The sequence below is a fragment of the Sphingomonas sp. P2_B6 genome (genome assembly GCF_056404755.1).
In genome coordinates this window covers 54,715-78,385 of the sequence record NZ_JBFUDK010000020.1, presented here as the reverse complement: position 1 = coordinate 78,385, position 23,671 = coordinate 54,715, and the positions used below count along the sequence as shown (strand labels likewise).

At 64.1% G+C, this 23,671-nt stretch carries 23 protein-coding genes; 13 read left to right on the top strand and 10 right to left on the bottom strand.

The window, feature by feature from the left end; all coding sequences use genetic code 11:
• The first annotated feature begins 31 nt into the window (after positions 1-31).
• Positions 32-703 (top strand): TetR/AcrR family transcriptional regulator, encoded by a 672-nt coding sequence (locus tag AC1DX5_RS21945; protein WP_478017360.1) that lies wholly within the window; start codon positions 32-34, stop codon positions 701-703.
• Between the two features lie 185 nt (positions 704-888).
• Here the strand turns inward: AC1DX5_RS21945 and AC1DX5_RS21940 are convergent, their stop codons facing one another.
• Together AC1DX5_RS21940 and AC1DX5_RS21935 are read right to left on the bottom strand one after the other, a co-directional pair.
• Positions 889-1,905: a hypothetical protein gene (locus tag AC1DX5_RS21940; protein WP_478017359.1), complete on the bottom strand. Its 1,017-nt coding sequence runs from the start codon at positions 1,903-1,905 to the stop codon at positions 889-891.
• Between the two features lie 231 nt (positions 1,906-2,136).
• On the bottom strand, positions 2,137-2,745 hold the full coding sequence (locus tag AC1DX5_RS21935) for a hypothetical protein (protein ID WP_478017358.1): 609 nt from the start codon (positions 2,743-2,745) through the stop codon (positions 2,137-2,139).
• Positions 2,746-2,836: 91 nt separating this feature from the next.
• Here AC1DX5_RS21935 and AC1DX5_RS21930 point away from each other — a divergent pair, with 91 nt between their 5' ends.
• Both AC1DX5_RS21930 and AC1DX5_RS21925 read left to right on the top strand, forming a co-directional pair.
• Entirely contained in the window at positions 2,837-3,640 is an 804-nt protein-coding gene (locus AC1DX5_RS21930; protein ID WP_478017357.1) for a DUF6454 family protein, read from the top strand.
• A gap of 343 nt (positions 3,641-3,983) precedes the next feature.
• Entirely contained in the window at positions 3,984-4,424 is a 441-nt protein-coding gene (locus tag AC1DX5_RS21925) for a hypothetical protein (RefSeq protein WP_478017356.1), read from the top strand.
• A 34-nt stretch (positions 4,425-4,458) separates the two neighbouring features.
• Here the strand turns inward: AC1DX5_RS21925 and AC1DX5_RS21920 are convergent, their stop codons facing one another.
• The 3 genes from AC1DX5_RS21920 to AC1DX5_RS21910 form a co-directional block, all read right to left on the bottom strand.
• Complete coding sequence (locus AC1DX5_RS21920; protein ID WP_465172935.1) at positions 4,459-4,845, bottom strand: response regulator; 387 nt, start codon at positions 4,843-4,845, stop codon at positions 4,459-4,461.
• A gap of 86 nt (positions 4,846-4,931) precedes the next feature.
• The gene (locus AC1DX5_RS21915) at positions 4,932-5,207 is read right to left on the bottom strand and encodes a hypothetical protein (RefSeq protein ID WP_465172934.1); all 276 of its coding nucleotides are present in this window, start codon (positions 5,205-5,207) and stop codon (positions 4,932-4,934) included.
• Positions 5,208-5,582: 375 nt separating this feature from the next.
• On the bottom strand, positions 5,583-6,062 hold the full coding sequence (locus AC1DX5_RS21910; RefSeq protein ID WP_478017355.1) for an Lrp/AsnC ligand binding domain-containing protein: 480 nt from the start codon (positions 6,060-6,062) through the stop codon (positions 5,583-5,585).
• A 129-nt stretch (positions 6,063-6,191) separates the two neighbouring features.
• Between AC1DX5_RS21910 and AC1DX5_RS21905 the strand changes: the two genes are divergently transcribed.
• The 3 genes from AC1DX5_RS21905 to AC1DX5_RS21895 all read left to right on the top strand — a co-directional run bounded on the left by AC1DX5_RS21905 (position 6,192) and on the right by AC1DX5_RS21895 (position 10,263).
• On the top strand, positions 6,192-7,142 hold the full coding sequence (locus AC1DX5_RS21905; RefSeq protein ID WP_478017354.1) for a right-handed parallel beta-helix repeat-containing protein: 951 nt from the start codon (positions 6,192-6,194) through the stop codon (positions 7,140-7,142).
• Between the two features lie 191 nt (positions 7,143-7,333).
• The gene (locus AC1DX5_RS21900; RefSeq protein WP_478017353.1) at positions 7,334-8,677 is read left to right on the top strand and encodes a methyltransferase domain-containing protein; all 1,344 of its coding nucleotides are present in this window, start codon (positions 7,334-7,336) and stop codon (positions 8,675-8,677) included.
• Complete coding sequence (locus AC1DX5_RS21895) at positions 8,674-10,263, top strand: CmcI family methyltransferase (protein WP_478017352.1); 1,590 nt, start codon at positions 8,674-8,676, stop codon at positions 10,261-10,263. Before AC1DX5_RS21900 ends, AC1DX5_RS21895 begins: the two co-directional genes overlap by 4 nt.
• Positions 10,264-10,457: 194 nt before the next feature.
• Here the strand turns inward: AC1DX5_RS21895 and mddA are convergent, their stop codons facing one another.
• Positions 10,458-11,195, bottom strand: a complete 738-nt coding sequence (mddA, locus tag AC1DX5_RS21890) for a methanethiol S-methyltransferase (protein WP_465181489.1) — start codon at positions 11,193-11,195, stop codon at positions 10,458-10,460.
• Between the two features lie 227 nt (positions 11,196-11,422).
• Between mddA and msrB the strand changes: the two genes are divergently transcribed.
• A complete protein-coding gene (gene msrB / locus AC1DX5_RS21885) occupies positions 11,423-11,872 on the top strand; it encodes a peptide-methionine (R)-S-oxide reductase MsrB (protein ID WP_478017351.1) in 450 nt (149 codons plus the stop codon).
• A complete protein-coding gene (gene msrA, locus AC1DX5_RS21880) occupies positions 11,869-12,378 on the top strand; it encodes a peptide-methionine (S)-S-oxide reductase MsrA (RefSeq protein ID WP_478017350.1) in 510 nt (169 codons plus the stop codon). Before msrB ends, msrA begins: the two co-directional genes overlap by 4 nt.
• 45 nt (positions 12,379-12,423) lie before the next feature.
• On the opposite strand, the gene AC1DX5_RS21875 is transcribed toward msrA, so the two are convergent.
• A complete protein-coding gene (locus tag AC1DX5_RS21875) occupies positions 12,424-12,726 on the bottom strand; it encodes a hypothetical protein (RefSeq protein ID WP_465176406.1) in 303 nt (100 codons plus the stop codon).
• Positions 12,727-12,983: 257 nt separating this feature from the next.
• Between AC1DX5_RS21875 and AC1DX5_RS21870 the strand changes: the two genes are divergently transcribed.
• From AC1DX5_RS21870 to AC1DX5_RS21855, 4 genes are all read left to right on the top strand, one after another.
• A complete protein-coding gene (locus AC1DX5_RS21870) occupies positions 12,984-13,181 on the top strand; it encodes a hypothetical protein (protein WP_478017349.1) in 198 nt (65 codons plus the stop codon).
• 475 nt (positions 13,182-13,656) lie between these two features.
• Positions 13,657-15,321 carry a ShlB/FhaC/HecB family hemolysin secretion/activation protein gene (locus tag AC1DX5_RS21865; protein WP_478017348.1) on the top strand — a complete coding sequence of 555 codons (1,665 nt, stop codon included), beginning with the start codon at positions 13,657-13,659 and terminating at the stop codon, positions 15,319-15,321.
• A gap of 50 nt (positions 15,322-15,371) precedes the next feature.
• Positions 15,372-17,804 (top strand): two-partner secretion domain-containing protein, encoded by a 2,433-nt coding sequence (locus AC1DX5_RS21860; RefSeq protein ID WP_478017347.1) that lies wholly within the window; start codon positions 15,372-15,374, stop codon positions 17,802-17,804.
• On the top strand, positions 17,805-18,488 hold the full coding sequence (locus AC1DX5_RS21855; RefSeq protein WP_478017346.1) for a L,D-transpeptidase: 684 nt from the start codon (positions 17,805-17,807) through the stop codon (positions 18,486-18,488). It begins immediately after the preceding gene.
• An 87-nt stretch (positions 18,489-18,575) separates the two neighbouring features.
• On the opposite strand, the gene AC1DX5_RS21850 is transcribed toward AC1DX5_RS21855, so the two are convergent.
• Positions 18,576-19,091: a DUF2867 domain-containing protein gene (locus tag AC1DX5_RS21850; RefSeq protein WP_478017345.1), complete on the bottom strand. Its 516-nt coding sequence runs from the start codon at positions 19,089-19,091 to the stop codon at positions 18,576-18,578.
• 120 nt (positions 19,092-19,211) lie between these two features.
• On the opposite strand from AC1DX5_RS21850, the gene AC1DX5_RS21845 reads away from it, so the two are divergent.
• Entirely contained in the window at positions 19,212-20,999 is a 1,788-nt protein-coding gene (locus AC1DX5_RS21845; RefSeq protein ID WP_478017344.1) for an aspartyl protease family protein, read from the top strand.
• Positions 21,000-21,052: 53 nt separating this feature from the next.
• On the opposite strand, the gene AC1DX5_RS21840 is transcribed toward AC1DX5_RS21845, so the two are convergent.
• Both AC1DX5_RS21840 and AC1DX5_RS21835 read right to left on the bottom strand, forming a co-directional pair.
• Positions 21,053-21,247 (bottom strand): hypothetical protein, encoded by a 195-nt coding sequence (locus tag AC1DX5_RS21840; protein WP_465172921.1) that lies wholly within the window; start codon positions 21,245-21,247, stop codon positions 21,053-21,055.
• 90 nt (positions 21,248-21,337) lie between these two features.
• On the bottom strand, positions 21,338-23,278 hold the full coding sequence (locus tag AC1DX5_RS21835) for a S9 family peptidase (protein WP_478017343.1): 1,941 nt from the start codon (positions 23,276-23,278) through the stop codon (positions 21,338-21,340).
• Between the last annotated feature and the right edge of the window lie 393 nt (positions 23,279-23,671).

Sequence of the window (23,671 nt, the reverse complement as noted above, 5' to 3'; positions counted from 1 at the left end):
GGCCGAAACCATGTCGCGGACATATTCGCATATGAAACGGACCCGGGCGGACTCGCTGAGCCCAAGGAAACAGCCGCGACAACGCCGCTCGCGCGTCACGATCGACACGATCTTCGAGGCGACCATTCAGGTTCTGCTCGCGAGCGGCCTGGACACTATCACCACGATCCAGATCGCCGCCCGGGCCGGCGTTTCGGTCGGCTCGCTGTACCAGTATTTCCCGAACAAGCGCGCCCTGCTCGCGGCGGTCGTCGGCCGGCATGTCGGCGAAGTCGTCGACGCCACGATCGCCGCCTGCGCGTCGGCGCATGGCAGATCGGTGCGCGAAATGTGCGCAACGATGATGCATGCCTTCGTCACGGCGAAAACGCGCAGGCCGGACGTCTCGCGCGCGCTGTACCTGCCGACTGCGATGGTCAACGCCGATGCCATCGTCAAACAGGAGTCGGCGCGCTGCGCCCGCGCCGTGCACGACATGCTGGTCACCGCGAGCGACGCCAGCTTCGCGCAGGCCGAGGAGCTGAGCGCGGTGCTGGTCGCCTCGATCGTCGGGCCGACACGCGCGGCGATCGAAGGACAGGGCGACCGCGATGCCTTCGAGCGGCTGAAGCATCACCTCACCGCGCTTGGTGTGGGATATTTGAAGGAAATGTCGACGGGAATGCCAGTGAACGCCGGTGAGGGGCACGTGGAACAACGGTGATAGTGCACTCAATTGGTCGTCATCCGCTGCGATGATCCCCTCTGAGTAGCGAGGTGATTTTTATCTGCGCCTGATGCGTGGGCGCGACCCCGAGCGCGGGTCGAAACCGCCCAATGCCTCTGATCTCGCAGTCCCGGTGACGCTGCACTTGGCCACCGAAAACCCGCCATCGCCCATGCGTGGCGTCAGGGCCCGACGTCCGGGCAGACGATACCGAACGAGCCCGCCGTCAGCGCCCGTACCGCCTCCCCCCAGCGACCCCGGCGAGGCTGACCGGTGCGCGGATCCGGAGCCAGGTCGAATCCGATATCGTAAAGCTGCTCCCCCGCACCCAGGAGGAGATCGGCGCGGATCGTGACCGTTGGTTTCTGGCCCGCGGGAATACCCGACCAATCGCCCCCGAACGTCATCGCGCAGGTAAAGCGCGTGCTCCATTGCGGCGGGATGTCGAGATCGGCCCACGCATGGCTGAAATTGTTGGCGATCGTGCTGGCGTCGCGATGGCCGAGCACCTGACCGTTCAGCGGCGTCCCCGATGAAATGGTGTAGCTGCTGCCCTTGGGAATGTTCTCGAATATCACCGAGAGGTCGACCCGGGCTTGCTCGTCGCCCTGATTATAACCCGATTCAAACGCGACCTGAGGCACGTCTCCGCGGATCGAATGGACATTGCGCTGGGCGATGTTCGCGTTGCGCGACAGTGCCGCAGCGAGGCTCGATATATCGCGGACGCCCCTCAGCGGATCGCGATGTTCGCGCGTTTCGGCGATCGCGATGAGGCAATAATACTCCGCGATATCGCTCGGTACCCAGGTGAAGGGATCGGTGGTGGCGCCGATCGCCCCGGGGCCGATCGCGAAGCGCGGGTTCTGGTCCCCCGACGAGGTGGCAAGCTTGTTTTGTTCCCACAGCCAGGGATAGAGCAGGATGTTCGGCCTCGCCCAGAAGAGGTTCCACCAGCCCGACTGCGCATCCGGCGCGCAGTTCTTTCCCCGCACATAAAGATAGTTCGGCCAGCCGACATGAAGGCCGTTGTCATAAACCTTGCCATAGTTGCCGGGATCGAGGAGCAAGCCGGGATCCTGAAATGGGACCGGGCCGGCGAGAATAATGTCCGGCGACGTCGCCAGCGCGGAGCGCGGGACCGTGCCCCGCTCGTTCAGCGTGGCCCGGGCGACGATCCCGTCCCATTGCTCGTCCATCGCAATTCTCCTTCCACGCCGATTGCTTCACTCGGCCCGAGTGAATTGCGGTGTCAGGTCGCTTAGCCTTTACGTGATCCGGTGGCGACAGAGATAGAACAGGTCCCGCTGTTTATCCTCGGTCCGGCCTTGCGCGCTGCCCGGCCATGGCATCTGCGCCCGGCTCCCCGGACCGAGCCCCACACCGGCGCTCCCGCGAGCCGCCGCCGCCCTGCCGGGAACCCGTCACTCCTATTTCTTCTGAAACTTCTTGCCTGGGCCTTCCCCCGCATCGATCATCAGGGTGGCCCAAGCCTGCATGTCGATCCCGGCCAGCAGCCCGACCATCGATTTCTCGACGGCCGGATCGCTCATCAAGCCCGTCATCGCGGTCTCGCCCAGGACCCGGAAACCCTTTTCCAGGGCGTCCGTCCCGCCGGCCTTGATGCTGCCGATCGCCTCGGCGCGACAGTCGACCGTCAGCACCCGGGTGAAAATGATGCCGGCGGCCTTGGACAAGGCGTCACGCTGCGCCGGCGTGATCGAGGACATGGAGGATACTTCCGGGCTGGCCGCCATCACCGAGAAGATCCATTTGACGAGGGCGCTGCGGTCACTGGGGCTGGTATGGGAAACGAGGCACTGCGCCAGCGGATCTTCGGCCTGCGCGTTCGCCGAGGCCGGCACGCCCGCAACGACATGCAGGCCGCAAGCAAGTGCCGTGATTTTCCGTAGCATCGTCTTCCCCCCGGTTTGAAATCGCAGCATGGAAGAATTTAGGGCGCGATGCCAGTCGGATATCGGGCTGCGCGGCCGAAGCCTGCCGGGCCCGCGCGCGACGTCCCCGGCGGTCGGTATCACCCTTCGCCACCCCATTCACACCACCGTCGCAAACCGACGCTACCGGGCGCGCATCCAGTGCGGATGAACCGAAAGCCGGGAGCGACACGATATGCCGCGCAAGACGATACGGACCGCCCTGACCGCCCTCTCCCTCGTCCTGCTGAGCCTGACCGCTGCGGTCGCGCAGCAGGAGAGCAGCGACCCGATCCAGAACGCGCAGCTCGTCGGCACCCTGCCGCTCGACGGGGAGCTGTTCCACGTCCAGGGGGTCGATCTCGATAGCCGGCACATCTGGGTCACCTCGGTCGATCTCGCCGGCCACAAGGGCTATCTCCATCAGTTCGACCGGCACAGCGGCCGGTTGCTGCGGCGGCTGGAGCTGACCGACGGCCCGCGCTATCATCCGGGCGGGCTGTCGCTGCATGACGGGTCGATCTGGGTGGCCGTCGCGGAAATGACCGCGAACAGCTCCGCCACGCTGATGGAGATCGATACGACCTCCCTCGCGGTCCGCCGCAGGATCCCGGTCGCGGATCACCTCGGGTGCGTCGCGGTCTCGGGCGACACGCTCGTCGCGGGTAATTGGGACAGCCAGTTGCTGCGCATCTTCGACCTGACCAGCGGGAAACAGGTCCGGGTCGTGCCCAACCCCTTCCCCACCCGCTATCAGGACATCAAGTTCGTCGACGGCCAGCTCGTCGCGGGCGGCGTGGTGACGCCGTTCAGCGGCACGATCGACTGGATCGACTGGCCGTCGATGAAGCTCGTCCGGACGACCCGCACCGGCGTGACCGATCGCGCCAGGGCCTATACCGGCGAAGGCATGGCGGTGAAGGGCCGCGACCTGTTCCTCGTGCCCGAAGACGGGCCGAGCCGGCTGTTCCATTTCAGGATGAGGGACGCGGCGGTTTAGAAGTAGCTTGCATTACATCGGAGCCACCAACACCCGTTCGTCCTGAGTAGCCATCGAGGTGCCGCGCAGCGGCGTATCGAGAGGGCGTATCGAAGGACGGGTTCCGCGCGACAACCTGTCCTTCGATACGGGCTCTCGATACGCCTTCGGCTACTCGATCCCTACTCAGGACGAATGGATCAGATTTAACGCTCGCCGCTCTATCCCGCAGGCGACGAAATAGAACCGGATCCCGCTGTTTAACCAAGATCCGGGTTTACAGGCTCCGCCCGGCCATGGCCTTTTGCGGCCCGGCCCGCGACCTGTCGCCCCGCCGGCGCCATGGCGAGCCCTGGAGGTGCTTATGAGCGATACGCCCCCGACCGACCAGCCCAGCGGCATTGGCGCGGATTTCACGTCCACTACCTGCGCGGACCCCGATGGCGGCTCCGCGCTCGGCGCGACGCCGTTGCTGCCTGAGGCCGGCTGGCTCGCGATCAACGGCAACAGCGATCTGCAGGGCTGCGTGGTCGGGCCGTCCGGCGCCGTGGTCACCTGCGCCTATGTCACCAACCAGCCGCCAAAGGCGTATGAACGCTACGCCTATGGCATCTGGGTGTTCGGCCAGGGGCCATCGGGTTTCGGGTCCGGCACGTTCCAGCTCGACTTCACCGACCAGGGCGGGTCAGGTTACAGCCTGAAGCTCTATTCCTCCACGCCGGCCTGGCATTACGTCAATTACAATTCGGATTCGCCCGGCATCATCGAGATGCGCTGGGCACCCAACAACCTCCCCGCGGAATAGCGCTCATCCCCGATCGGGCCGCGCGGATCGGCCGCTACGCCGCCCCGATCCGCCGCAGCTTGGCCAGCAGCGCCTGCTCGTCGAACGGCTTGGTGATATATTCGTCGGCGCCGGCGGCGATGCCCTGATAGATGTCGGGCGTCTGCGTCTTGGAGGTGCAGAACACGACTTTCGGCGCGGCGCCGCCCGCAATCCGGCGCAGCGCGGCGACGAACTCGACCCCGCTCATCACCGGCATTTCCCAGTCGAGCAGGATCAGGTCGGGCATCGCCGCCCGGCACCGGGCGAGCGCTTCCTCGCCATTTTCGGCCTCGGTCACCTGATAGCCGATGCCGGCGATGATGCGGTGCGCGACCTTGCGCATCACCCGCGAATCATCGACCAGCAGGCAATGCGGCTGGCGCGGCGCCGCGGCCGGCACGGGCGCCGGCGCTGCCTCGGGCGGCTGCGGGTCCGCGGGAAGGGGCGCGGCGCGGCCGATGGCTGCGGCGCTCCCCAGGCGCTTGATCAGACCGTGAATGGCTGTGGCTCCCTCTGGCTCAGAATCTGGCTTGCCGCGGCGGCGACCACGGCCTGGTCGGCTTCGGTCATGCGAACATGGATATAGGGCACCCAGATCTCGCCGAACTCGGCCTTCTGGTACCACACGTCGATGATGTCGTAGGACGCCCAGAAGCCGTCGGGCTGGCGCAGGCGCAGCCCCTCGCCGATGCGGGGGACCGCGGCGAAGCGCAGCCCGACCTGGGTCTGATTCGTCTCGTTCTGGACTTCGATCTCGATCAAGGACGGCAACCTCCAGTGCGCCGGATCACCCTAGCCTGCAATTCTTGCCGAAAAGCGAACGAGGCCGGGGAAAGTCATGAAGTCTGGCCGTCCGGGGCAAGCCTCCCGGCTCAGCAATCCAACGCTCGACAGGTCCGTGACCGGCGGTCGATTCAACTTTCCGGGAAATCGCCACAAGGTGCCGGCGAACGCAGCATTCGACGCCGCTGCCGCTCTTTGAAATCATTGGCACGACAGACAGGTCGCTCATCGTCGAGAGACCGCCGAAACCGGCTCGCCGTTCGGGACAGTCTATCCCTGTTCCGCGCCGCTCGCTTCCCTGTTATCCCAATAACAGGGATAAGCCATACATCCGATTGATATAACACGGAAAATTCAGACAATTTCGCCCTTGAACGTCCCGATAACAGCGAAGAAAAAATCCCTTCCCTGTTCCGTCGCTGTTATCCGCCCCGGAACAGGGAAGGCCGCGCCGTTCAACCGGCCAGGTCGATCGGGATCGCCAAGGCTGCGTTTGCCGGCGCCGAGCGCGACGTCCGTGGTGAACCGGCGCACATTGGGATCGTCGGCGATCCGCCGGCTCATGAACGCGTCATAGGCCTCGTTGTCCCGTGCGGTCACGACCAGGATGAAATCCGCCGTGCCGGTGACGTAGAAGATATCCCAGGCCAGGCAGACTTTATTCCTTTGTGAGATCATCTTAAGGAATAGGTACTGCCTTGGGTGAAGCAGTCCTACCGGTGCGCATGTAGAATCATCGTTACTAAGACGCACTTGAGCGCGCTCGCCGCTTTGTTCCGTCATATCTTCGTGATATCGGTGACCGGTCGTCTCTTCCGAGGGGCGATGAACCACTGGCGCGAGCGAAATCCTATGAGGATGATCCGGGCGCTTCTCGGTTCAGGTTTGCCTGCCGACAATCGGCCAACGACAAGTCGAAGCAATTTCGGGTCTGCGCAACACAAATCTGAGATGGAGCATGAAATGCATAAAATCTGGATGAAGTTAGCGATGGCCCTGGCTGTCCTGTTCACTCTTTCCGCGACTCCGGCCCTGGCCCAGGCGACTCGTACCTGGGTCTCCGGCGTTGGCGACGACGTCAATCCCTGCTCGCGCACGGCGCCCTGCAAGACCTTCGCTGGCGCGATCTCCAAGACCGCGGCGGGTGGCGAGATCAACATCATCGACAACGGCGCCTACGGTACCTTGACGATCACCAAGGCGATCACGATCCGTGCCGGTGGGGGGCAAGCGGGCGTTCTCGCCAGCGGCACCACTGGCTTCAATATCAATGCGGGCGCGAACGATGTGATCGTGCTCGACGGCATCGATATCGAAGGAGGTACTACGGGCGTCACCGGGATCAATTTCATTGCCGGGAAGGCACTTTTGGTCATCGATTGCACTATTCGTAATTTTACCAACAACGGGATCAACATGACGGCGTCGGGCGGTGCGGCGCTTCATGTGAGCGATACGATCATCAGCAGGGCCGGACAGAGCGGCACCTTTGCAGGGATCAATATCCGCCCGGCGGGCGCCGCAACGACCGACGTCACAATCACGCGCACTCAGATCACCGGCGGGACCTTTGGCATCATTGCTGATGGGTCCGCCACGACCGGCAAAATCAACGGTGTCGTCCGCGACAGCGTCGTCAGCCGCAATACTCAAAATGGCATCACGACCAGCAACGGCACCGCGGCTAACGTGACGTTACTGCTCGACAATGTTGCCGTTTCCGCCAACGGCAACAAAGGCTTGGCGGTAAGCGGTGCCAATGCAGGCATGCTTGTTGGCAATTCGACGATCTTCGGCAATGTCGCCGGGCTGTTTCCCACTGCCGGTGGGGTCCTAGCTTCCTACGGGAATAATCGCGTCAACGGTAACAATGGCGCCGACGGCGCCTTCTCGGCAACCATCCCGGTGAAATAACCACCGCGATCCGAACAACGTTTTGCGCGACCATCATATGGGCCTGACCCAAATGATGGTCGCTACGTTGTCGAGCTGGATGCCCCGCATCCTCGAGATCTTGCTACGAACCGGCCATCGCTCTTTTCTCGAGCTGCGGCCCGCGATAGGCATCGGCGCCTTCTCCTTGCCACAACGGGACACGTCGCCGCATGCACGCCTCCTCCATGGAAAATATGCGCAAATGCTATGCGCGCCACGTTGTTGGAAACGCGCTGGAGACGCAGGACTGCGTACGCGTGCTCGATATTGGCGGCTCCGATGTCAACGGAAGCTACCGCGAAATCTTCGCGCATCCCCGTTACGCCTATACCGCGGCCGATATAGCTGCCGGACCGGGCGTACGCCTGGTTCTGGAGGACCCATATCGACTACCGCTCGACGACGCCTCGATCGACATCGTCATTTCCGGACAGATGCTGGAACATTGCGAATTTTTCTGGCTGACCTTTGCCGAAATGGTGCGCGTCCTCCGCCCTGGAGGTTTCATATTCCTGATCGCGCCCTCTGCAGGGCCGGAGCATCGCTATCCAGTCGATTGCTATCGTTTCTATCCAGATGCCTATCGTGCCTTGGCACGCTACACCCATTGCGAGCTGGTCGACCTTTGGCTGGACGAACGGGGCCCCTGGAAGGATTTGGTCGGTGTCTTCGCACGCCACGGTCCGCCGCCGGCGTCCGCACCGTTGGCGGAACCTGTTGCCATCGACCCGGCGAGCATCCCCCCCGGCACCGATGAGGAAGAGCGGACGCAAGGGCAGCGCGACTATATTCATGTCTTGGCAGATCTGCACCAGATACTGGCACCACGTTCCTATCTCGAGATCGGAATACGTTTCGGACGCAGCCTTGCCTTGGCGCAAGGAGCGGCGATCGGTGTCGATCCAGCACCGGAGATTCGGGTAGAGTTGCCGAGCTCCACACGTGTCTTCACTCAAATGAGTGATGATTTCTTTGCCGACCATGCCAGTACGATCTTTGTGGAGCCGGTGGACCTCGCCTTTATCGATGGGCTACATCTATTTGAAGCGGCTCTGCGTGATTTCATGAATATTGAACGCGTCGTCGGGCCGAATGCTATCCTCGTCGTCGACGACGTCCTGCCCAATCACCCGGCGCAAGCCGAACGACTGCGCCGCACTCGCGTATGGACCGGGGATGTGTGGCGATTGGTGCCCATATTGCAACGCTGGCGCCCCGATCTCACCCTGATATTGCTTGATACGTCACCGTCGGGCTTGCTGTTGGTAACCGGCCTCGATCCTGCCAATCGCGTTCTTTGGGAAAACTACAATCCCATTGTCCGCGAAGCGCTTGCGATGGGTGATCCACCGTCGTCGATAGTGATGCGGAGCGACGCGATATCGCCATCGACACCCGCGTATGACATTTTCCGTACCGATCTCGCGAGCGCGTCTCGAGAAGCCCGGATCGAGGCCTTGCGTCATTTCGCCGCCACGGGCAGCCCGTCGAAAGCCATGGCAGGCGATTTATGAACGGGTCTCTTTCGCTATCGGTGATTGTCGTTAGCTACGAGATGGGCCGGGAATTGCCCCGGACAATCCGCAGCCTGTCTCCCGCGCTTCAGCGTGATATCGGCGAAGGCGACTATGAGATATTGGTCGTCGATAACGGCTCCACGGATCCGCCGACGGCAGATCAAGTAGCGGAATGGTCGCCCAACGCTCGTCTCGTCGCGATAGCGGAGCCTACCGTGTCGCCGGTCCCTGCGATTAACCTCGCGATAGAGCAAGCGCGCGGTGATCTGGTCGGTGTCTGGATCGACGGTGCCCGCATGGCTTCGCCGCGCCTGCTGGCAACCGCGCGCGAAGCGTCACGACTGCACGATCGTGCGGTGGTCGGCACGCTTGCCTTTCATCTTGGTCCGGATGTGCAGATGCGAAGCGTGCTCGCGGGATATGATCAAGGGGTCGAAGATCGACTGCTCGCCTCCAGCGACTGGGAGGAAGATCCATACAGGCTTTTCAACATTTCCACCTTCGCCGGATCCTCGGAAAATGGATGGTTCGTGACGCCCGCCGAGACCAACGCCCTGTTCCTCACGCGGACGCATTGGCAGGAGTTGGGCGGCTATGATCCGCGTTTCGCTACGCCCGGCGGCGGCCTGGCCAATCTCGATATCTGGGAGCGGCTCTGCGCCGATCCGCTTAACCGCATCATTCTACTGATCGGGGAGGCGACGTTCCATCAGGTGCATGGCGGCGTTGCCACTAATGCCGCGCAATCCCCTTGGGACCGTTTCCATGACGAATATGTCGCCATTCGCGGCAAGCCGTACGCACCGCCCGAAGTGGAACCGTTACTCGTCGGGCGCCCTCATCCCGCGAGCCTGCCGTCTCTACGCGAGTCTTTGGACCGACTTGCAGCCCCTCCCCGCCAGCCGCGACTGTCCGCTATGCCGGTGATTGCCGGCAGCAGCCCACGCGATTTCTCGACCAATGTACCGAGCCTGGTTCTCGACGGGATCCAGGAAGGTGTAATGCGCTCGGTCTATCGAGGAGTGCCGTTCCTCAAAAGCCCATTCGACATTGGGCTCTATCTCCAATTGCTCTCGAGATTGCGCCCGCGGACGATTGTGGAGATCGGGTGCCGTTTCGGTGGATCGGCCCTGTGGTTTGCTGATATGATGGCCGCTCACGGTGTCACGCCTCGGGTCGTCACCGTCGATCTGGATCCTCAAACACCATATGAGGATCCACGGATACACGTAGTTGTCGGCGATGCGGCAGACTTGGGGACCTGCCTTCCCCCAGGATTGCTTGCCGCAGCGCCCAGGCCCTGGCTGGTGATCGAAGACAGCAGCCACTTCTACCGTCATTCACTGGCCGTCCTCGAATTCTTCCATCCATTGTTACAGACGGGCGATTATATCGTCGTCGAGGATGGCGTGGTCGCTCACCTCCCCGGCGAGCAGTATATTCAGTACGAAAATGGTCCCAATCGCGCCGTCGCGGACTTCCTTGCGCGAGAAGGCGCGGGATACCGTCTCGACACCGAACTTTGCGACTTTTACGGGCGCAACGCCACATACAATCCGAATGGGTGGCTACAGCGGCTCTAAGTTTAGTGGACAAGCTTGACGTTGTGACTCCTGGTTGATCCAAGGTTGCTTGTTGCGGCAGCTTTGGCGAGCGGATTGGTCTTCGGGCGAAAAATGAGACCTGATCATGAGCTCCGGTCCTGCCGGCGATGGACCATATCGGAAACAAGCAGGCAGATATTAAGTCAGGGAGTAGAGCCGCAACTAGGCGCCGGTCACCGCCGCAGCTTCGGCGCAAGCATGCCGACCTCGCCCTGATACCGGACATAAGGGTCGCCGAACATGTCGATCAGATCGCGCTCCTCGTGCCGGATCGCGATCAGGATATAGACGAACATCGCGGCGGCGAGCAGCAGATGCCCCGCGGTCATCACTGGGATCGCCCAGAAGGCCAGGATGAAGCCGCTATAAAGCGGATGCCGGACCAGCTTGTAGAAGAAGGGCTTGCGGAACACCGGGGCGCCCGCGGGCGCGTTTCGCGCATGGCCCCACACCTGCTTCAGGCCGAACAGCTCGAAATGGCTGATCAGGAAGGTGCTGAGCAGCACGATCCCCCAGCCCGCGACGAACAGGGCGTAGATCGCGATCACGGCGGCGCGGTTCTCGACCGACCAGATCACCGCCGGGATCGGCCGCCAGAACAGGAACAGGAGGATCAGCGCGATGCTGGCCAGCAGCACGTAGATGCTGCGCTCGATCGGCTCGGGCACGATGCGGGTCCACCACCGCTTGAAGCCCGGTCGCGCCATCACGCTGTGCTGCACGCCGAACAGCGCCACCAGCGCGAGATCGATAATCGCGGCAAGCGCCGTACCGCCTACCGGCCCGCCGCGATCGACCGTCAGCGGCAGCCAGGGCAGATTTCCGACAAAGCCTACGAGATAGAGGAAGGTCAGGAAGAAGATCAGATAGGCGGCAATGCCGAATAGCAGGAACAGACCCCGAGTCATCATCGCCCTCCGATGGCAGTAACATGATATCAGCGACGGGCGCGACGCTGCGGCTGGCGGGCGCGATCGTCTAGGCGATAATCGACCATGGCGACGGCGCTGCGACGGATCAGCGACGGATCGCCGCACCCGACGAGATGGCAGTCGCGATATCGCGTCGATTGGGTCCGCGCGCGTCTGGAACAACCGGCCCTCCCACCCCATATCCCGCGGCGAAACGGAGGTATCCAATGACCGAGTATCGCAAGACGGCCGAGGCCGTCGCCGCCCTCACGCCCGAAGAATTCTACGTCACGCAGAAAAGCGGCACGGAACGTCCCGGCACGGGCAAATATCTGAACAACAAGGAGCCCGGTATCTATGTCGATATCGTCTCCGGTGAGCCGCTGTTCGCTAGCAGCGACAAATATGAATCCGGCTGTGGCTGGCCCAGCTTCACCAAGCCGATCGAGCCCGCCAATGTGAACGAGCTGCGCGACGCCAGTCTGGGCATGGTGCGGACGGAAGTGCGCTCCGCCAATGGCGACAGCCATCTCGGCCATGTCTTCGACGATGGCCCGCGCGATCGCGGTGGCCTGCGCTATTGCATCAATTCCGCCTCGCTCCGCTTCGTCCACCGCGACGACATGGAAGCACAAGGCTATGGTGCCTATCTCAACCAGGTGGAGGAAGTGGCATGAGTCAGGAAACCGCAATTCTCGCCGGCGGCTGCTTCTGGGGCGTGCAGGATCTGGTCCGCCGTCAGCCCGGCGTCATCTCGACCCGCGTCGGCTATTCCGGCGGCGAGGTCCCGAACGCGACCTATCGCAACCATGGCAATCATGCCGAGGCGATCGAGATCGTCTTCGATCCCGAGGTGACGAGCTTTCGCAACCTGCTGGAATTCTTCTTCCAGATCCACGACCCGAGCACCAGGAACCGCCAGGGCAATGATGTCGGCGCGAGCTACCGCTCGGCGATCTTCTACACCAGCCCSGAGCAGAAGGSCGTCGCCGARGACACCATCGCCGATGTCGACGCCTCGGGCCTGTGGCCCGGCAAGGTGGTGACCGAAGTCACCCCCGCCGGCGATTTCTGGGAGGCCGAGCCCGAGCATCAGGATTATCTCGAGCGCATCCCGAACGGCTATACCTGCCACTTCGTCCGCCCGGGCTGGAAGCTCCCGCACCGCGCCGACGCGGCATAATCGTTCGCCGCGGGAGGGTCAGCCCTCCCGCGGCAAATCCACGGATCAGCGGCAGCGGCGTTTCTTGGTGATCGTGCGGTCGATCGCACGGCCGGCCAGCGCACCGCCCACGGCGCCCCCGGCCGTGCCGAGCAGCCCGTGGCCGAAGATCGACCGGCCGACCAGTGCACCGCCAACGCCGCCCGCGACCAGGCCCGTGGTGCCCTTGGAATAACGGCAGCCATGATGCCGGTAGGTGCCGTGATTGTAATGGTGCCGCGGTCGCGCTTCGGCACCGCTGGTCGGGAAGGCCATGGTGGCGGGGATTGCGAGTGAAAAGGCGCTGAGAGCGAGGATGGCTGTACGCATTGGATGCTCCGGATTGAAAGAATGATGGAGGCAGAACTGACGCAGGACCCCGAAGGTTGCGTGACGGCAGTCGGGCCGCAGGATCGATCGCTCCGGCGATTTGAACCGCATCGCGAGGGAGTATAGAATAAGGTTTCGGGTACTGGACTTCGTCAGGATCGATCCCTTCGCCGGCACGCTCTGCAACCCGGACGGGACGCGGATCCGGCAGAACGTCGCCCGCGTTATCGGGCGGACCGCAACGCAAGGAGGCACATATGTCCATCCACGGAGCACAATGGGACAAGGAACTCAGCGCCCTGCTCGACCAGATCCAGGCCCATCCCTCGAGGGACTGGAGCGCTGAGCGCGAGCGCGTTGTGGTCCTGAAGAATTTGATCGCGGCCCGGGAACAAGGTTCAAACCGGCTGACGCCATCGGCAAAGGCGGCGCCGCGATCAGGCGTGAAGGCCTGATCGGCAAGGCGATCGCGTCAAACTCGCGTCCGATCCTTGCCACCACAGACACTCCTGACTTCGCTGTCGACGTCCGCCGGCTCGTGATCGCTTGATCGCGCCACGGCGACCGAGGGCGTAAGTCGTTGCGCGTTGGCGAGGGCCCGGTTGTCGCCCCACCCTACGGCATTTACCAAATATTTCTGCTATTCACCTCCGGATGAAGTCAGTGAAATCGCGAAATTTCATGGTAATTCTGTCACACCATGTCAAATAAAACATAATTTTTCTTACATTCTTAGATTTTTATTTCGATCATGAAACTTTCACCCGAGTAGGAACATTTAACAATATACAGGATAATATTTCCACTCGTTGCGATCGATCTCACGTGATCCGCACTTCGGGCAGATAATTATTTTGCAGCGTTTAAAGGCGGCACCGTGTCCTGCGCATGGTGACAGCGTCGTGTCCTGCGTCAGGTGAGGATAATCGGATGAAGCTCGGGTTCTTGACGGTCGCGCTGATAGCGGCCGGGCAACCGGCGTTCGCGCAGCAGATTCCTTCCGCTGGCGGACAATTGCAGCAAATTCCGCCCGCCCCCACTGCGCCGAAGGTCGATCCGATCCTCGTGGTCGCGCCGCCGCCGACCGCGCCCGACGCCGATCCGGCCGGAACGAAGATCCGGGTCACCGCGCTGCAGGTTACGGGCCAGACCCTGTTCGACGAACCAACCCTGGTCGCCGCCAGCGGCGTCACGCCGGGCAGCGACCTCAGCCTGTTCGATCTGCGCGCCGCCGCCGCCCGTATCGCCGGTTTCTACCGGGCGCGCGGCTATTTCCTCGCGCAGGCGTATCTTCCCGCGCAGGACGTGCAGGGCGGCTCGGTCACCATCGCGGTGATCGAGGGACGCTACGGCAAGATCGGCGTTCACAACGAGAGCAACCTGTCGAACCATGTCGCGCGTGGCGTACTGCGCGGCATCGACAGCGGCGACGTCATCGCCAACGCGCCGCTCGAGCGCCGGCTGCTGCTCCTGTCCGATCTGCCCGGTGTCGCGGTCAGCTCGACGCTCGCTCCGGGCGCCACGCCGGGGACCTCGGACCTGACGGTGGAGCTGGCGCAGGGGCGCCGCATCACCGGCAGCGTCGAGGCGGACAATGCCGGCAATCGCTATACCGGGGCCTATCGCGCCGGCGGGACGATCAATCTCAACAACGCGACCGGGCTGGGCGATCAACTCGGCCTGCGCCTGCTCGCCTCCACCGAGGGCCTCGCTTATGGCCGCGTCTCCTGGCAGGTGCCCGCCGGCAACCTCACCCTGGGCGTCGCCTATGCGCATTTCCGCTATGATCTGAGCCACGAATTCGAAAGCCTCGACGCACACGGCACTGCCGATGTCGCCAGCCTCTATGCCAGCTATCCGCTGATCCGCTCGCGCCGCGCCAGTGTCTATCTGGTCGGCAGCCTCGACGCGAAATCCTTCGACGACCGGGTCGACCTGGTCTCGGCCCGCTCGCGCAAGGCGAGCCAGGCGGCCACGCTCGGCATCAACGGCACCGCGCGCGACAGTCTCGGTGGCGGCGGGTGGACGGCCTTCTCGCTGGCCTGGACGATCGGCGACCTCGATCTGCGCAGCCCGCTCGATCGCGCCGCCGATGCGCTGACCGCGCGGACCGATGGCGGTTTCAACAAGCTCGCCTTCAGCGCTGCCCGGCTTCAGAATGTCGCGGGACCCTTCTCGCTTTACGGCGCGGTGCGCGGCCAGGTGGCGTTCGACAATCTCGATATCTCGGAAAAGATGGAGCTGGGCGGCGCTTATGGCGTACGCGCCTATCCCGAGGGGGAGGCCTATGGCGACCAGGGCTATATTGCCACCGCCGAGGCGCGCCTGATGCTGAGCGACTGGACGCCCGACTTTCCCGGTGGGCTTCAGCTGTTCGGCTTCGTCGATACCGGCCGCGTCAACTATGCGAAGCACCCCTGGTTCACCGGCAGCAACCGGGCCAACCGCAGCGGCTATGGCGTCGGACTGGCCTGGTACGCGCCGGAAAATATCGTCCTGAAAGCGAGCTATGCCCGCCGGATCGGCGACACGCTCGCGACCTCGGCGCCGGATCGCGCGGGCCGCTTCTGGTTCCAGGTCTCCAAGACCTTCTGACGGCGCGCGCCCCGTCGCGGCGCGCCTCCCTTCGTTTCAAGGAATCGATCATGATCGCTATCCGCCACGCCCTCGCTACTCCCGCTCCCTTCTTCACCAAAACCCGCCATGCCCGGCTACTTGGTTCGACCGCGCTCGTCCTGGCCGGCGCGTTCGCCTTTGCCGGCCAGGCACAGGCCCAGGCGCTGCCGGCTGGCGGGACGGTCGTCGGCGGGGCTGCCACGATCACCGGCGGCACCGGCAGCGTCACGATCAACCAGTCGAGTCATGCCGCGGCGATCAACTGGGACAGCTTCAACATTGCCCAGGGCAATAGCGTCACCTTCGTGCAGCCGGACAGCAGCTCGGTCGCGCTCAACCGGGTGCTTGGTCCCGATGCGTCGCAGATCTTCGGCAGCCTGACGGCCAATGGCCGGGTGTTCCTGGTCAACCCGAACGGCGTGCTGTTCGGGGCTGGCGCGCAGGTAAATGTCGGCGGCCTGGTCGCTTCGACGCTTGGCATTACCGACACCGATTTCATGGCGGGCAAATACCGCTTCACCGGCAAGAGCAACGGCACGATCCTCAATCAGGGCAGCATCACCGCGGCCGATGGCGGCTTCGTCGCCCTGCTCGGCGCGCATGTCGGCAATGACGGCACGATCGCCGCCCGCTTCGGCACCGTCGCGCTCGCTGCGGGCGAGGCAATGACGCTCGACGTCGCCGGCGATGGCTTGCTCAACATCGTGGTCGATACAGGCGCGGTCGGCGCGCTCGTCCGCAATGGCGGGTTGATTCAGGCCGATGGCGGCCGCGTGCTGCTGACGACGCAGGGTGCCGGCCAGTTGCTCGGCACCGCAGTCAACAACAGCGGCGTGATCGAAGCACGCACGATCGAGAGCCGCAACGGCGCGATCTACCTGCTCGGCGACATGCAGAACGGCACGGTCAATGTGGCCGGCACGCTCGATGCCAGCGCGGCGCATGGCGGCGATGGCGGCTTTGTCGAGACCTCCGCCGCCCAGGTGAACGTCGCGACGGGCGCCAACGTCACCACCCTCGCGCCCGCCGGCCTCACCGGCACCTGGCTGATCGATCCGCAGGATTTCATCATCGGCGCGGGCGGCAACATTTCCGGCGCGACGCTGTCGGCGATGCTGGTCACCAACAGCGTGACGATCACCACCCTGCCGGGCCCCGATGCGACCGTCCCTGGCACGCCGCCGACGACGACGCTCGGCACCACGCTGACCGGCAATGGCGACATCATCGTCAATGATGCGATCGCCTGGACGGCATCCCCGAGCACCACCACGCTGCGCCTCAACGCCGGCCGCGACGTAGTGATCAACAACGCGATCACCGCGACCAACGGCAATATCGTGGCATGTTGCGGGCGCGACGTGAACGTCAATGCCGCGCTCACCACCACGAATGGCAGCATCCTGCTCAACGCCGGACGCAATGTGAACGTGTTCCACGCGATGACCACCACCGACGGCAATATCGCGCTGTGCGCCGGGCATAACGTGACGATCGCCGCGGCGGTCACGCTCACCCGGGGCACCACCATCCCGTCGCAGAGCCTCGGCCTTCAGCCGGGCCTGCTGATCATCGCTGGCGCTGACGGCACCGGGCCGGGCGTCGAGGGCGGCACGTTGGTCTTCGCGCCGCTTACGCCGCCGGTCACCGTGACCGGACCGAACGCAGCGGCCGTGATCAACTACAACCCCGTCTCCTATGCCGCACCCACCAATTTCGCAGGCTTCTTCACGCTCAGCCTGGGCGCGTCAGTGGTGCAGCGGATGCTGCTCTTCCCCAATGGCAGCAGGGCAGCCGATGGCACGACCGCGACCACGCTCGACGGGTTCAACACCACCGCCACATCCGGCCTGCCGGTCGGCGTGACCCTGGTCGCCGGCCCCGGCGCCAGCGCGGTGTTCGACAGCGCTGCACCGGGATCGAATGTCGGAATCACCTATACCGGCTACAGTCTGGCTGGCGCCAATGCCGGCCAATATGCGCTGGCGGGGTCCTGCTGCGTCTCGACCTTCCGCACCACGGGGACGATCGGCCCCGCCGTCGTCGTGCCGCCGGTCGTGGTGCCGCCCGTCGTAGTGCCGCCCGTCGTTGTACCGCCGGTCGTCGTGCCACCCGTCGTCGTGCCGCCTGTGGTGGTGCCGCCCGTAGAGGTGCCGCCTGTCGTCGTGCCACCCGTTACGACGCCGGTCGTGTTGCCACCGCCGGGTACCACGCTGGCCGTCCTGCCTTATGCGCCGCCGATGTTGCTGCCGGTGACCTACTCGCCCGGCGCGGGCCTGCCCGGCATGGTGGTGGTCGATCAGGGCGTACCGGTCCCGGGCCAGCAGCTCGAATCGCTGCTCGCGCCCGTCCCCGAGCAGCAGCTCGCCCCAGCCCCGTTGGAGGTCCAGCCGGTTCCAGTCGAGGAGGTCCCCGCCCGGCCGGTCGTGCCCAACCGCCCGGCCAAGCAGGACCGCAACTAGATGCGGCGATCTGGCCCGCTGGTCTGGACGGCCGGCCTGTGCCTCGTCTTGCTCGCGGCCGGGCCGGCCCTCGCCCGGCCGCCGGTCGCGGCTGGCGGCGCCGATTTTTCCGGGGTCGTCGCCTCGCCCGATATGCGACGGCTTGCCGACTGGGTCGTACGATCGGGCGATGCGCATGGACGCCCGTTCCTGATCGTCGACAAGGCCGGCGCACATGTCTTCGCCTTCGGGCCGGACGGCGCGCTTCGCGGCGATGCGCCGGTGCTGCTCGGGCTGGCGCGGGGCGATATCTCGCCCCCCGGCATCGGCGATCGCAAGCTTGCCGATATCGGCCCGGCCGACCGGATCACGCCCGCCGGTCGTTTCGACGCGGCGATGGGCCGCAATTTCTCGCACGACGTCCTCTGGGTCGATTATGATGCGGCGATCTCGCTGCACCGCGTCGTCACCAGCAAGCCGGCCGAACGCAGGCTCGAACGGCTCGCTACAGCCACCACGCTCGACAACCGCATTTCCTATGGCTGCATCAACGTGCCCGTCGCCTTTTACGAAAAGGTCGTGGCAGCATTGTTCCAGCCGCACGACGGGGTGGTTTACGTCCTGCCGGAAAGCCGATCCTTCGCCGCTACCTTTCCGGCGGCGGCTGATCCGGCCACCTCTCAACGCGGTGTCGACGACCAGTGACATGGTCGCGGCCGCAGCCGCCGACAAGTGACTGGGACTCAGGACCCAGTAGGCGCCGTGCGACCGAATTCGCCACACGCCTGGCGACTAGGATCCGCCCGGCCAACCCCGTTGCGCCGCCCGCGCGAGATAGGATTTCACGATCGCCCGGTGGAACGGCTTGATCACCGCCAGATAGGTCCGCCCCAGCAGATTGTGGCAATGCACCACCGTGATGACGACCAGTTCCCGCCCCTCCCCACGCGACGCGCCGCGGAGCAAGGCGGAGGTCCGGAAATCGAGATGCCGGTCGTCCTCGCCCAGCACCAGTTCGCGCAGCGACCGATCCAGCACCGGGAAGAAATCGACCCGCTCGCCGGGTCGTGTCCGGGCGATCGCGGCCGATGTCTTTACTCCCAGCGGCGCCATCGCAGCGTCGCGAATGCGCATCAGCGCCCGAGCCCACCCCGCTGGCCGGCCAAGTACCGCACGTGTCAACCGCTCGATATCGCCCGTCGCCTCGGCCGGCAGCGCATTGGAATAGGCGTCCGTCAGGTCGGCGCCGGCGTAGAGCGGCTCCAGCATGCTGTCGGTCGGGGCGGGCACCTCGCGGGCTTTGCTCATGACGTGTCGTAGCACGAACCCGCAGCCCGCCCGAAACAACGATACGCGAAACATCCTGTTGACCGCGTCGCACGGTCGCGCGACCAAGACCAGCGATCGCGACACGATGAAGGACCTTAGGTGCGGACCCTCTCCATTCTCGCCGCGCTCGTCGCCGGCGCCACCGGTTTTCCCGCCGCCGCCGAGACCAAATGCTCCGTCGGCCAGATGCTCGAACTGCCCATCACCATGATGGGCCTCCGGCCAACCGCCCCGGCGAAGATCAACGGGCATGAGGTCAGGTTCCTGGTCGACAGCGGCGCCTTCTACAGTTCCATCTCCCCCGGATCGGCGGCGGAGCTTCAGTTGCGGCTGACTCAGGCGCCGGGGAACCTGCGGGTCAGGGGTATCGGCGGCGAGGCGCGCATGTCGGTCGCCAAGGTGAAGGATTTCGGGCTCGGGACGGAGACGCTGCACAATATCGAGTTTCTCGTCGGCGGCAGCGAAATGGGCAGCATCGGCCTGCTCGGCCAGAACGTCCTCGGCATCGGCGACACCGAATATGATCTTAACGGCGGCGCGATCCGGCTGATGAAATCCAAGGATTGCCGGAACATGAACCTGGCCTATTGGGCCGCGGACAAGGGGCTCGCCGTCTCGACCCTCGACATCGAGGCGCCGACGCCGCTCACGCCGCACACCATCGGCACCGTGCTGCTCAACGGCGTCAAGATCCGCGCGGTGTTCGACACCGGGGCGCCGACCACCATCCTCACCAGGGCGGCCGCGGCGCGCGCGGGGATCAAGCCCGACATGCCCGACGTGGTCGAAGCCGGATCGGTCGGCGGCCTTGGGCGGCGCCTCTCGGAAAGCTGGATCGGTCCGTTCCAGAGCCTCAAGATCGGCGACGAGGAGGTGCGCAAGATCCGTCTGCGCTTCGCGGAGATGGGCGATCTGTCCGCCGACATGCTGATCGGCGCCGATTTCTTCCTGTCTCACCGGGTCTATGTCTCGAACGCGCAGAAGCGGATGTTCTTTACCTATAATGGCGGGCCGGTCTTCGACCTCAGCGTAAGGCACGCCGAAGCGCTGGCCGCCGCGCAGGAGAAGCAGGCGCCGGCGAGCGGCGCGGGCGAGGGCAATGCTCCAGGCCCCGTCACCGCACAGGAATTCTTCCGGCGCGCCAATGCGCGCGCGGCACGAAGCGACAACAAGGGCGCCCTTGTCGACCTGAATCGCGCGGTGGAGCTCGCACCCGACAATGCCGAATATCGCTTTCATCGCGCGCTCGCTCTTCTGATCACCGGCAAACCGGCGGACGCCCGCACCGACCTGGATCGCGCGCTGAACCTGAAGCCGGACTATGCCGACGCGCTGTTGCTGCGCGCGTCGGCGCGGCTGCGAACCGGCGACAGGCCGGGCGCCAGAGCGGATCTCGCGACCCTCGATCGCCTGCTGCCGGATGCCTCCAATCTGCGCCTGACGGTCGGCGCCTATTATCAGGACATGGAAGATCCTGAGGCATCCATTCCCCAATATGATCGGTGGATCGCCGCGCATCCCGACGACAATCGCATGCCCACCGCGCTCAACAGCCGCTGCTGGGCACGTGCCCTTCTCGGGCGCGATCTCGACAAGGCAATCTCCGACTGCGACCGGGCGCTCAGGCTGCGTCCGAAAACGGCGGCCTATCTCGATAGTCGCGGCCTGGCGCGTTTGCGCAACGGCGATCTCGACAAGGCGCTGGCGGATTACAACGCCGCGCTGGCGCTCGAACCGAAAATGGCCTGGTCGCTATATGGGCGCGGCCTTGTCGAGCATCGCAAGGGCATGGCGGCGCAGGCCAAGGCGGACATGGACGCCGCTATCGCCCTGCAAAAGACCCTGCCGGAAAGGGCGAAGAAGATTGGGCTGGACGTTCCGCAGTGAAAAGGCGTTCGGACACGCCCGAGCGATAATCGACCAGTGGCTTGGCGTTCCCGTCAGCCCCTTTTGGGCTGACCAGGCAACGGCACCGGGCCGTCACCGGCGGCACTGTCACTGTCGTAATCCTCGCCGGAGCTGCCGCCGCCCGCGCCGACGCCGCTGCCGTGAACTTCTCCTGTCGCAGAATCGATCGAGGCGCGGCGACCATTTTCAGGCGGAATCTCGGGTATGTGGGGGACTGTGTCGGCCATGGCTGTTCTCCTTCGAGCTTGAACGGACCGGATGCCGACGCGTTCCGATCTCGCCCCGACAGGTCTCAACAAAACGCCCGCCACAATCGGTCATTTGGCAACAGCCGGCTTCAGCGCCTTCGCCAGGAAGGCATCGGCCTGCGCGAGCATATCCGCCCGGACCGTGCTGTCGTAAAGCTGATGGTCCAGCCCGGGATAGACGACCAGCCGGGTCGTCTTGCCAGCTGCCCGCAGCGCCGAATCCATCTTCCGAGAATCCTTGATGTCGACATTCAGGTCCTGGTCGCCATGGAACATCAGTACCGGCGCCTTGAACATCTCTGCATGGCGCGTCGGCGACCCCTCGCTCGCATTGGCACCCGATCCGACAAATTTCGAAACCAGGACGGCGTTCTGTGACTCGCGCGATTCGTTGCGCAACGCCTGCAGATCGGTCACCGGCGCTACCGCGACGACAGCCTTGAACAGCGCCGGGTCGAGGTAATTGACCTGCAATGCCGCATAGCCGCCATAGGACCAGCCGAAGATGCCCAGCCGGTCGGGGTCCGCGACACCCTGTTTGATCAGCCAGCGCCCGGCGTCGGTCACGTCGCCGATCGCGGTGCGCCAGGTCTTGAATCCGCTTTCGTTGAGGAACGCGTCACCATAGCCGGTCGATCCGCGAAACTGCGGCTGCAGCACGGCATAGCCGCGCGCCGCGAAGAACTGGGCCAGCCAGTCGAATCCCCAGACGTCGCGCGACGCCGGGCCGCCATGCGGCATCACGATCGCCGGCAATCTCTTCCCGGTCGATCCGACCGGCAGGGTCAGATAGGCCGGGATGATCGTACCATCGGCCGCGGGATAGGAAATGGCGCGCTGCTCCGCTAGCGTGCGGCCGTCGAGTTGCGGACGCGCGCGCAGCACCTCGGTCAGACGCTTGGTGTCGCGGTTGAAGAGATAATAATGCCCCGCATCGACGTCGCTCGCCGCGAAGATGAGCAGCTTGCGCTCGTCCGAACTCGCGCCTTCGAAGACGATCGTCGGCAGGTTGGGGAGCACCTTGGTCAGGCTGGCCGCCAGAGCGCGATATTCCGGGTCGAAATAAACGACATATTTCTTGTCGGTGATGTAGCTGTAGCCGATCGGCCGTTCGTGACGACCGATCGTCTCGACGGAATCCACATCGACCTGGGCATGCGCAAAGACCAAATCGGTCTTCATCGATCCGTCGAGCGCGACGCGGTATAGCGCGTCACGTCCGTCCAGTTTCTGAAATGCGTAGACGACATTAGTGCGCTCATCGACGATTGCGGGCCTCAGGCCCTTTTCGTCAGCATCGATCTTGCTGAAAATCTGCCAGTCGCCATCGTCCCCCGGACGATAACGATACGTCACCTTGCCGGTGTAATTGTACATGTTGTTGAAATTATAGTCCGCGGTGATGCGGACCGTGCCGTTACCATCAGTGATATAGCTTCCGGCATCGGGCGCCTTCACACGAACGCCATCGGCCGTGCGTGTGTCGACTCGCTCCAGCCCCAGCGCCCCGTCCTTGCGAAATCGCACCATCAGGATCTGCGCGTCGGCACCGGAAAGCCAGTCGACCACGCGCCCGTCATAGGTCTTGGGGCCATAATACATGGAGCGGTTCGGCTTTCCCATCGCCAGCGCCTTGGTGCCGTCGGCATTGACCGCAACGATCCGGTTCCATCCAAGCTTGCGGTTCTCGAGTACCGAGACACCGTAGAGCTGGCACACCAGGCGGTCGTTGGCCGACCAGCCGCAATAAGTGAGGCGCAGCGGCTTGCCGTCCGCATAGGTGATCGTCTTCATCTCGCCCGTCGCGACGTTTTCGACCATCGCGACATTCATCGGCCCGGCACCGGGCGAAATGAACACGACGTGTTTTCCATCCGGGGACAGGCTGGCGCTCTGCACCCAGGGCTGCGCCCCAAACGCCTCTGCGGTCTTTGCCGGGTCTTCCGAAGCGCGGGCCACACCGCTTCCGGCGGTGGACAGCATAACAAGGATCGCAAGTGGTCTGGTCATCTTCACGCGTGTCGCCCTCAATCGGGCAACTTTATCCTCGGGCGATGGAGGACGACAAGCGTGCGTGACATGAATTCGGTGTCACGACCGAGTGAATTTGTTCAGCAATATCCGTCGAGAGCGTGATCTGCGGCGCTCCGCCTGGCTCGGCCCGACGAATGCAGCGCGACACATGGTCGCGCTGCTCAGTGCCAGAAGATCAGCAGAAGGATGATGATCGGGAGCGGAATGCCGATCAGCCACAACAAGATGCCTTTACCCACGACATGTTCCTCTCGATTGTTACGTTGGTGATAGAACCATTTTGCCGCGTGCCCGTTCCACTTGCCCCTGCCTCTTTCGGATTATTTAACTAGCCGATCAGGACTAATGCCGGTGCTCGGAAAGCGGCCA

What these genes read in the sequence shown, in the direction of transcription:
- AC1DX5_RS21905 (WP_478017354.1), top strand. Translation starts at nt 6,192, where the DNA reads ATGCATAAAATCTGGATGAAGTTAGCGATGGCCCTGGCTGTCCTGTTC.
- AC1DX5_RS21835 (WP_478017343.1), bottom strand. Translation starts at nt 23,278, where the DNA reads ATGACCAGACCACTTGCGATCCTTGTTATGCTGTCCACCGCCGGAAGC.
- AC1DX5_RS21855 (WP_478017346.1), top strand. Translation starts at nt 17,805, where the DNA reads ATGCGGCGATCTGGCCCGCTGGTCTGGACGGCCGGCCTGTGCCTCGTC.
- AC1DX5_RS21850 (WP_478017345.1), bottom strand. Translation starts at nt 19,091, where the DNA reads ATGAGCAAAGCCCGCGAGGTGCCCGCCCCGACCGACAGCATGCTGGAG.
- AC1DX5_RS21940 (WP_478017359.1), bottom strand. Translation starts at nt 1,905, where the DNA reads ATGGACGAGCAATGGGACGGGATCGTCGCCCGGGCCACGCTGAACGAG.
- AC1DX5_RS21900 (WP_478017353.1), top strand. Translation starts at nt 7,334, where the DNA reads ATGCACGCCTCCTCCATGGAAAATATGCGCAAATGCTATGCGCGCCAC.
- AC1DX5_RS21860 (WP_478017347.1), top strand. Translation starts at nt 15,372, where the DNA reads ATGATCGCTATCCGCCACGCCCTCGCTACTCCCGCTCCCTTCTTCACC.
- AC1DX5_RS21870 (WP_478017349.1), top strand. Translation starts at nt 12,984, where the DNA reads ATGTCCATCCACGGAGCACAATGGGACAAGGAACTCAGCGCCCTGCTC.
- AC1DX5_RS21945 (WP_478017360.1), top strand. Translation starts at nt 32, where the DNA reads ATGAAACGGACCCGGGCGGACTCGCTGAGCCCAAGGAAACAGCCGCGA.
- AC1DX5_RS21865 (WP_478017348.1), top strand. Translation starts at nt 13,657, where the DNA reads ATGAAGCTCGGGTTCTTGACGGTCGCGCTGATAGCGGCCGGGCAACCG.
- AC1DX5_RS21840 (WP_465172921.1), bottom strand. Translation starts at nt 21,247, where the DNA reads ATGGCCGACACAGTCCCCCACATACCCGAGATTCCGCCTGAAAATGGT.
- mddA (WP_465181489.1), bottom strand. Translation starts at nt 11,195, where the DNA reads ATGATGACTCGGGGTCTGTTCCTGCTATTCGGCATTGCCGCCTATCTG.
- msrB (WP_478017351.1), top strand. Translation starts at nt 11,423, where the DNA reads ATGACCGAGTATCGCAAGACGGCCGAGGCCGTCGCCGCCCTCACGCCC.
- AC1DX5_RS21875 (WP_465176406.1), bottom strand. Translation starts at nt 12,726, where the DNA reads ATGCGTACAGCCATCCTCGCTCTCAGCGCCTTTTCACTCGCAATCCCC.
- AC1DX5_RS21930 (WP_478017357.1), top strand. Translation starts at nt 2,837, where the DNA reads ATGCCGCGCAAGACGATACGGACCGCCCTGACCGCCCTCTCCCTCGTC.
- AC1DX5_RS21895 (WP_478017352.1), top strand. Translation starts at nt 8,674, where the DNA reads ATGAACGGGTCTCTTTCGCTATCGGTGATTGTCGTTAGCTACGAGATG.
- AC1DX5_RS21925 (WP_478017356.1), top strand. Translation starts at nt 3,984, where the DNA reads ATGAGCGATACGCCCCCGACCGACCAGCCCAGCGGCATTGGCGCGGAT.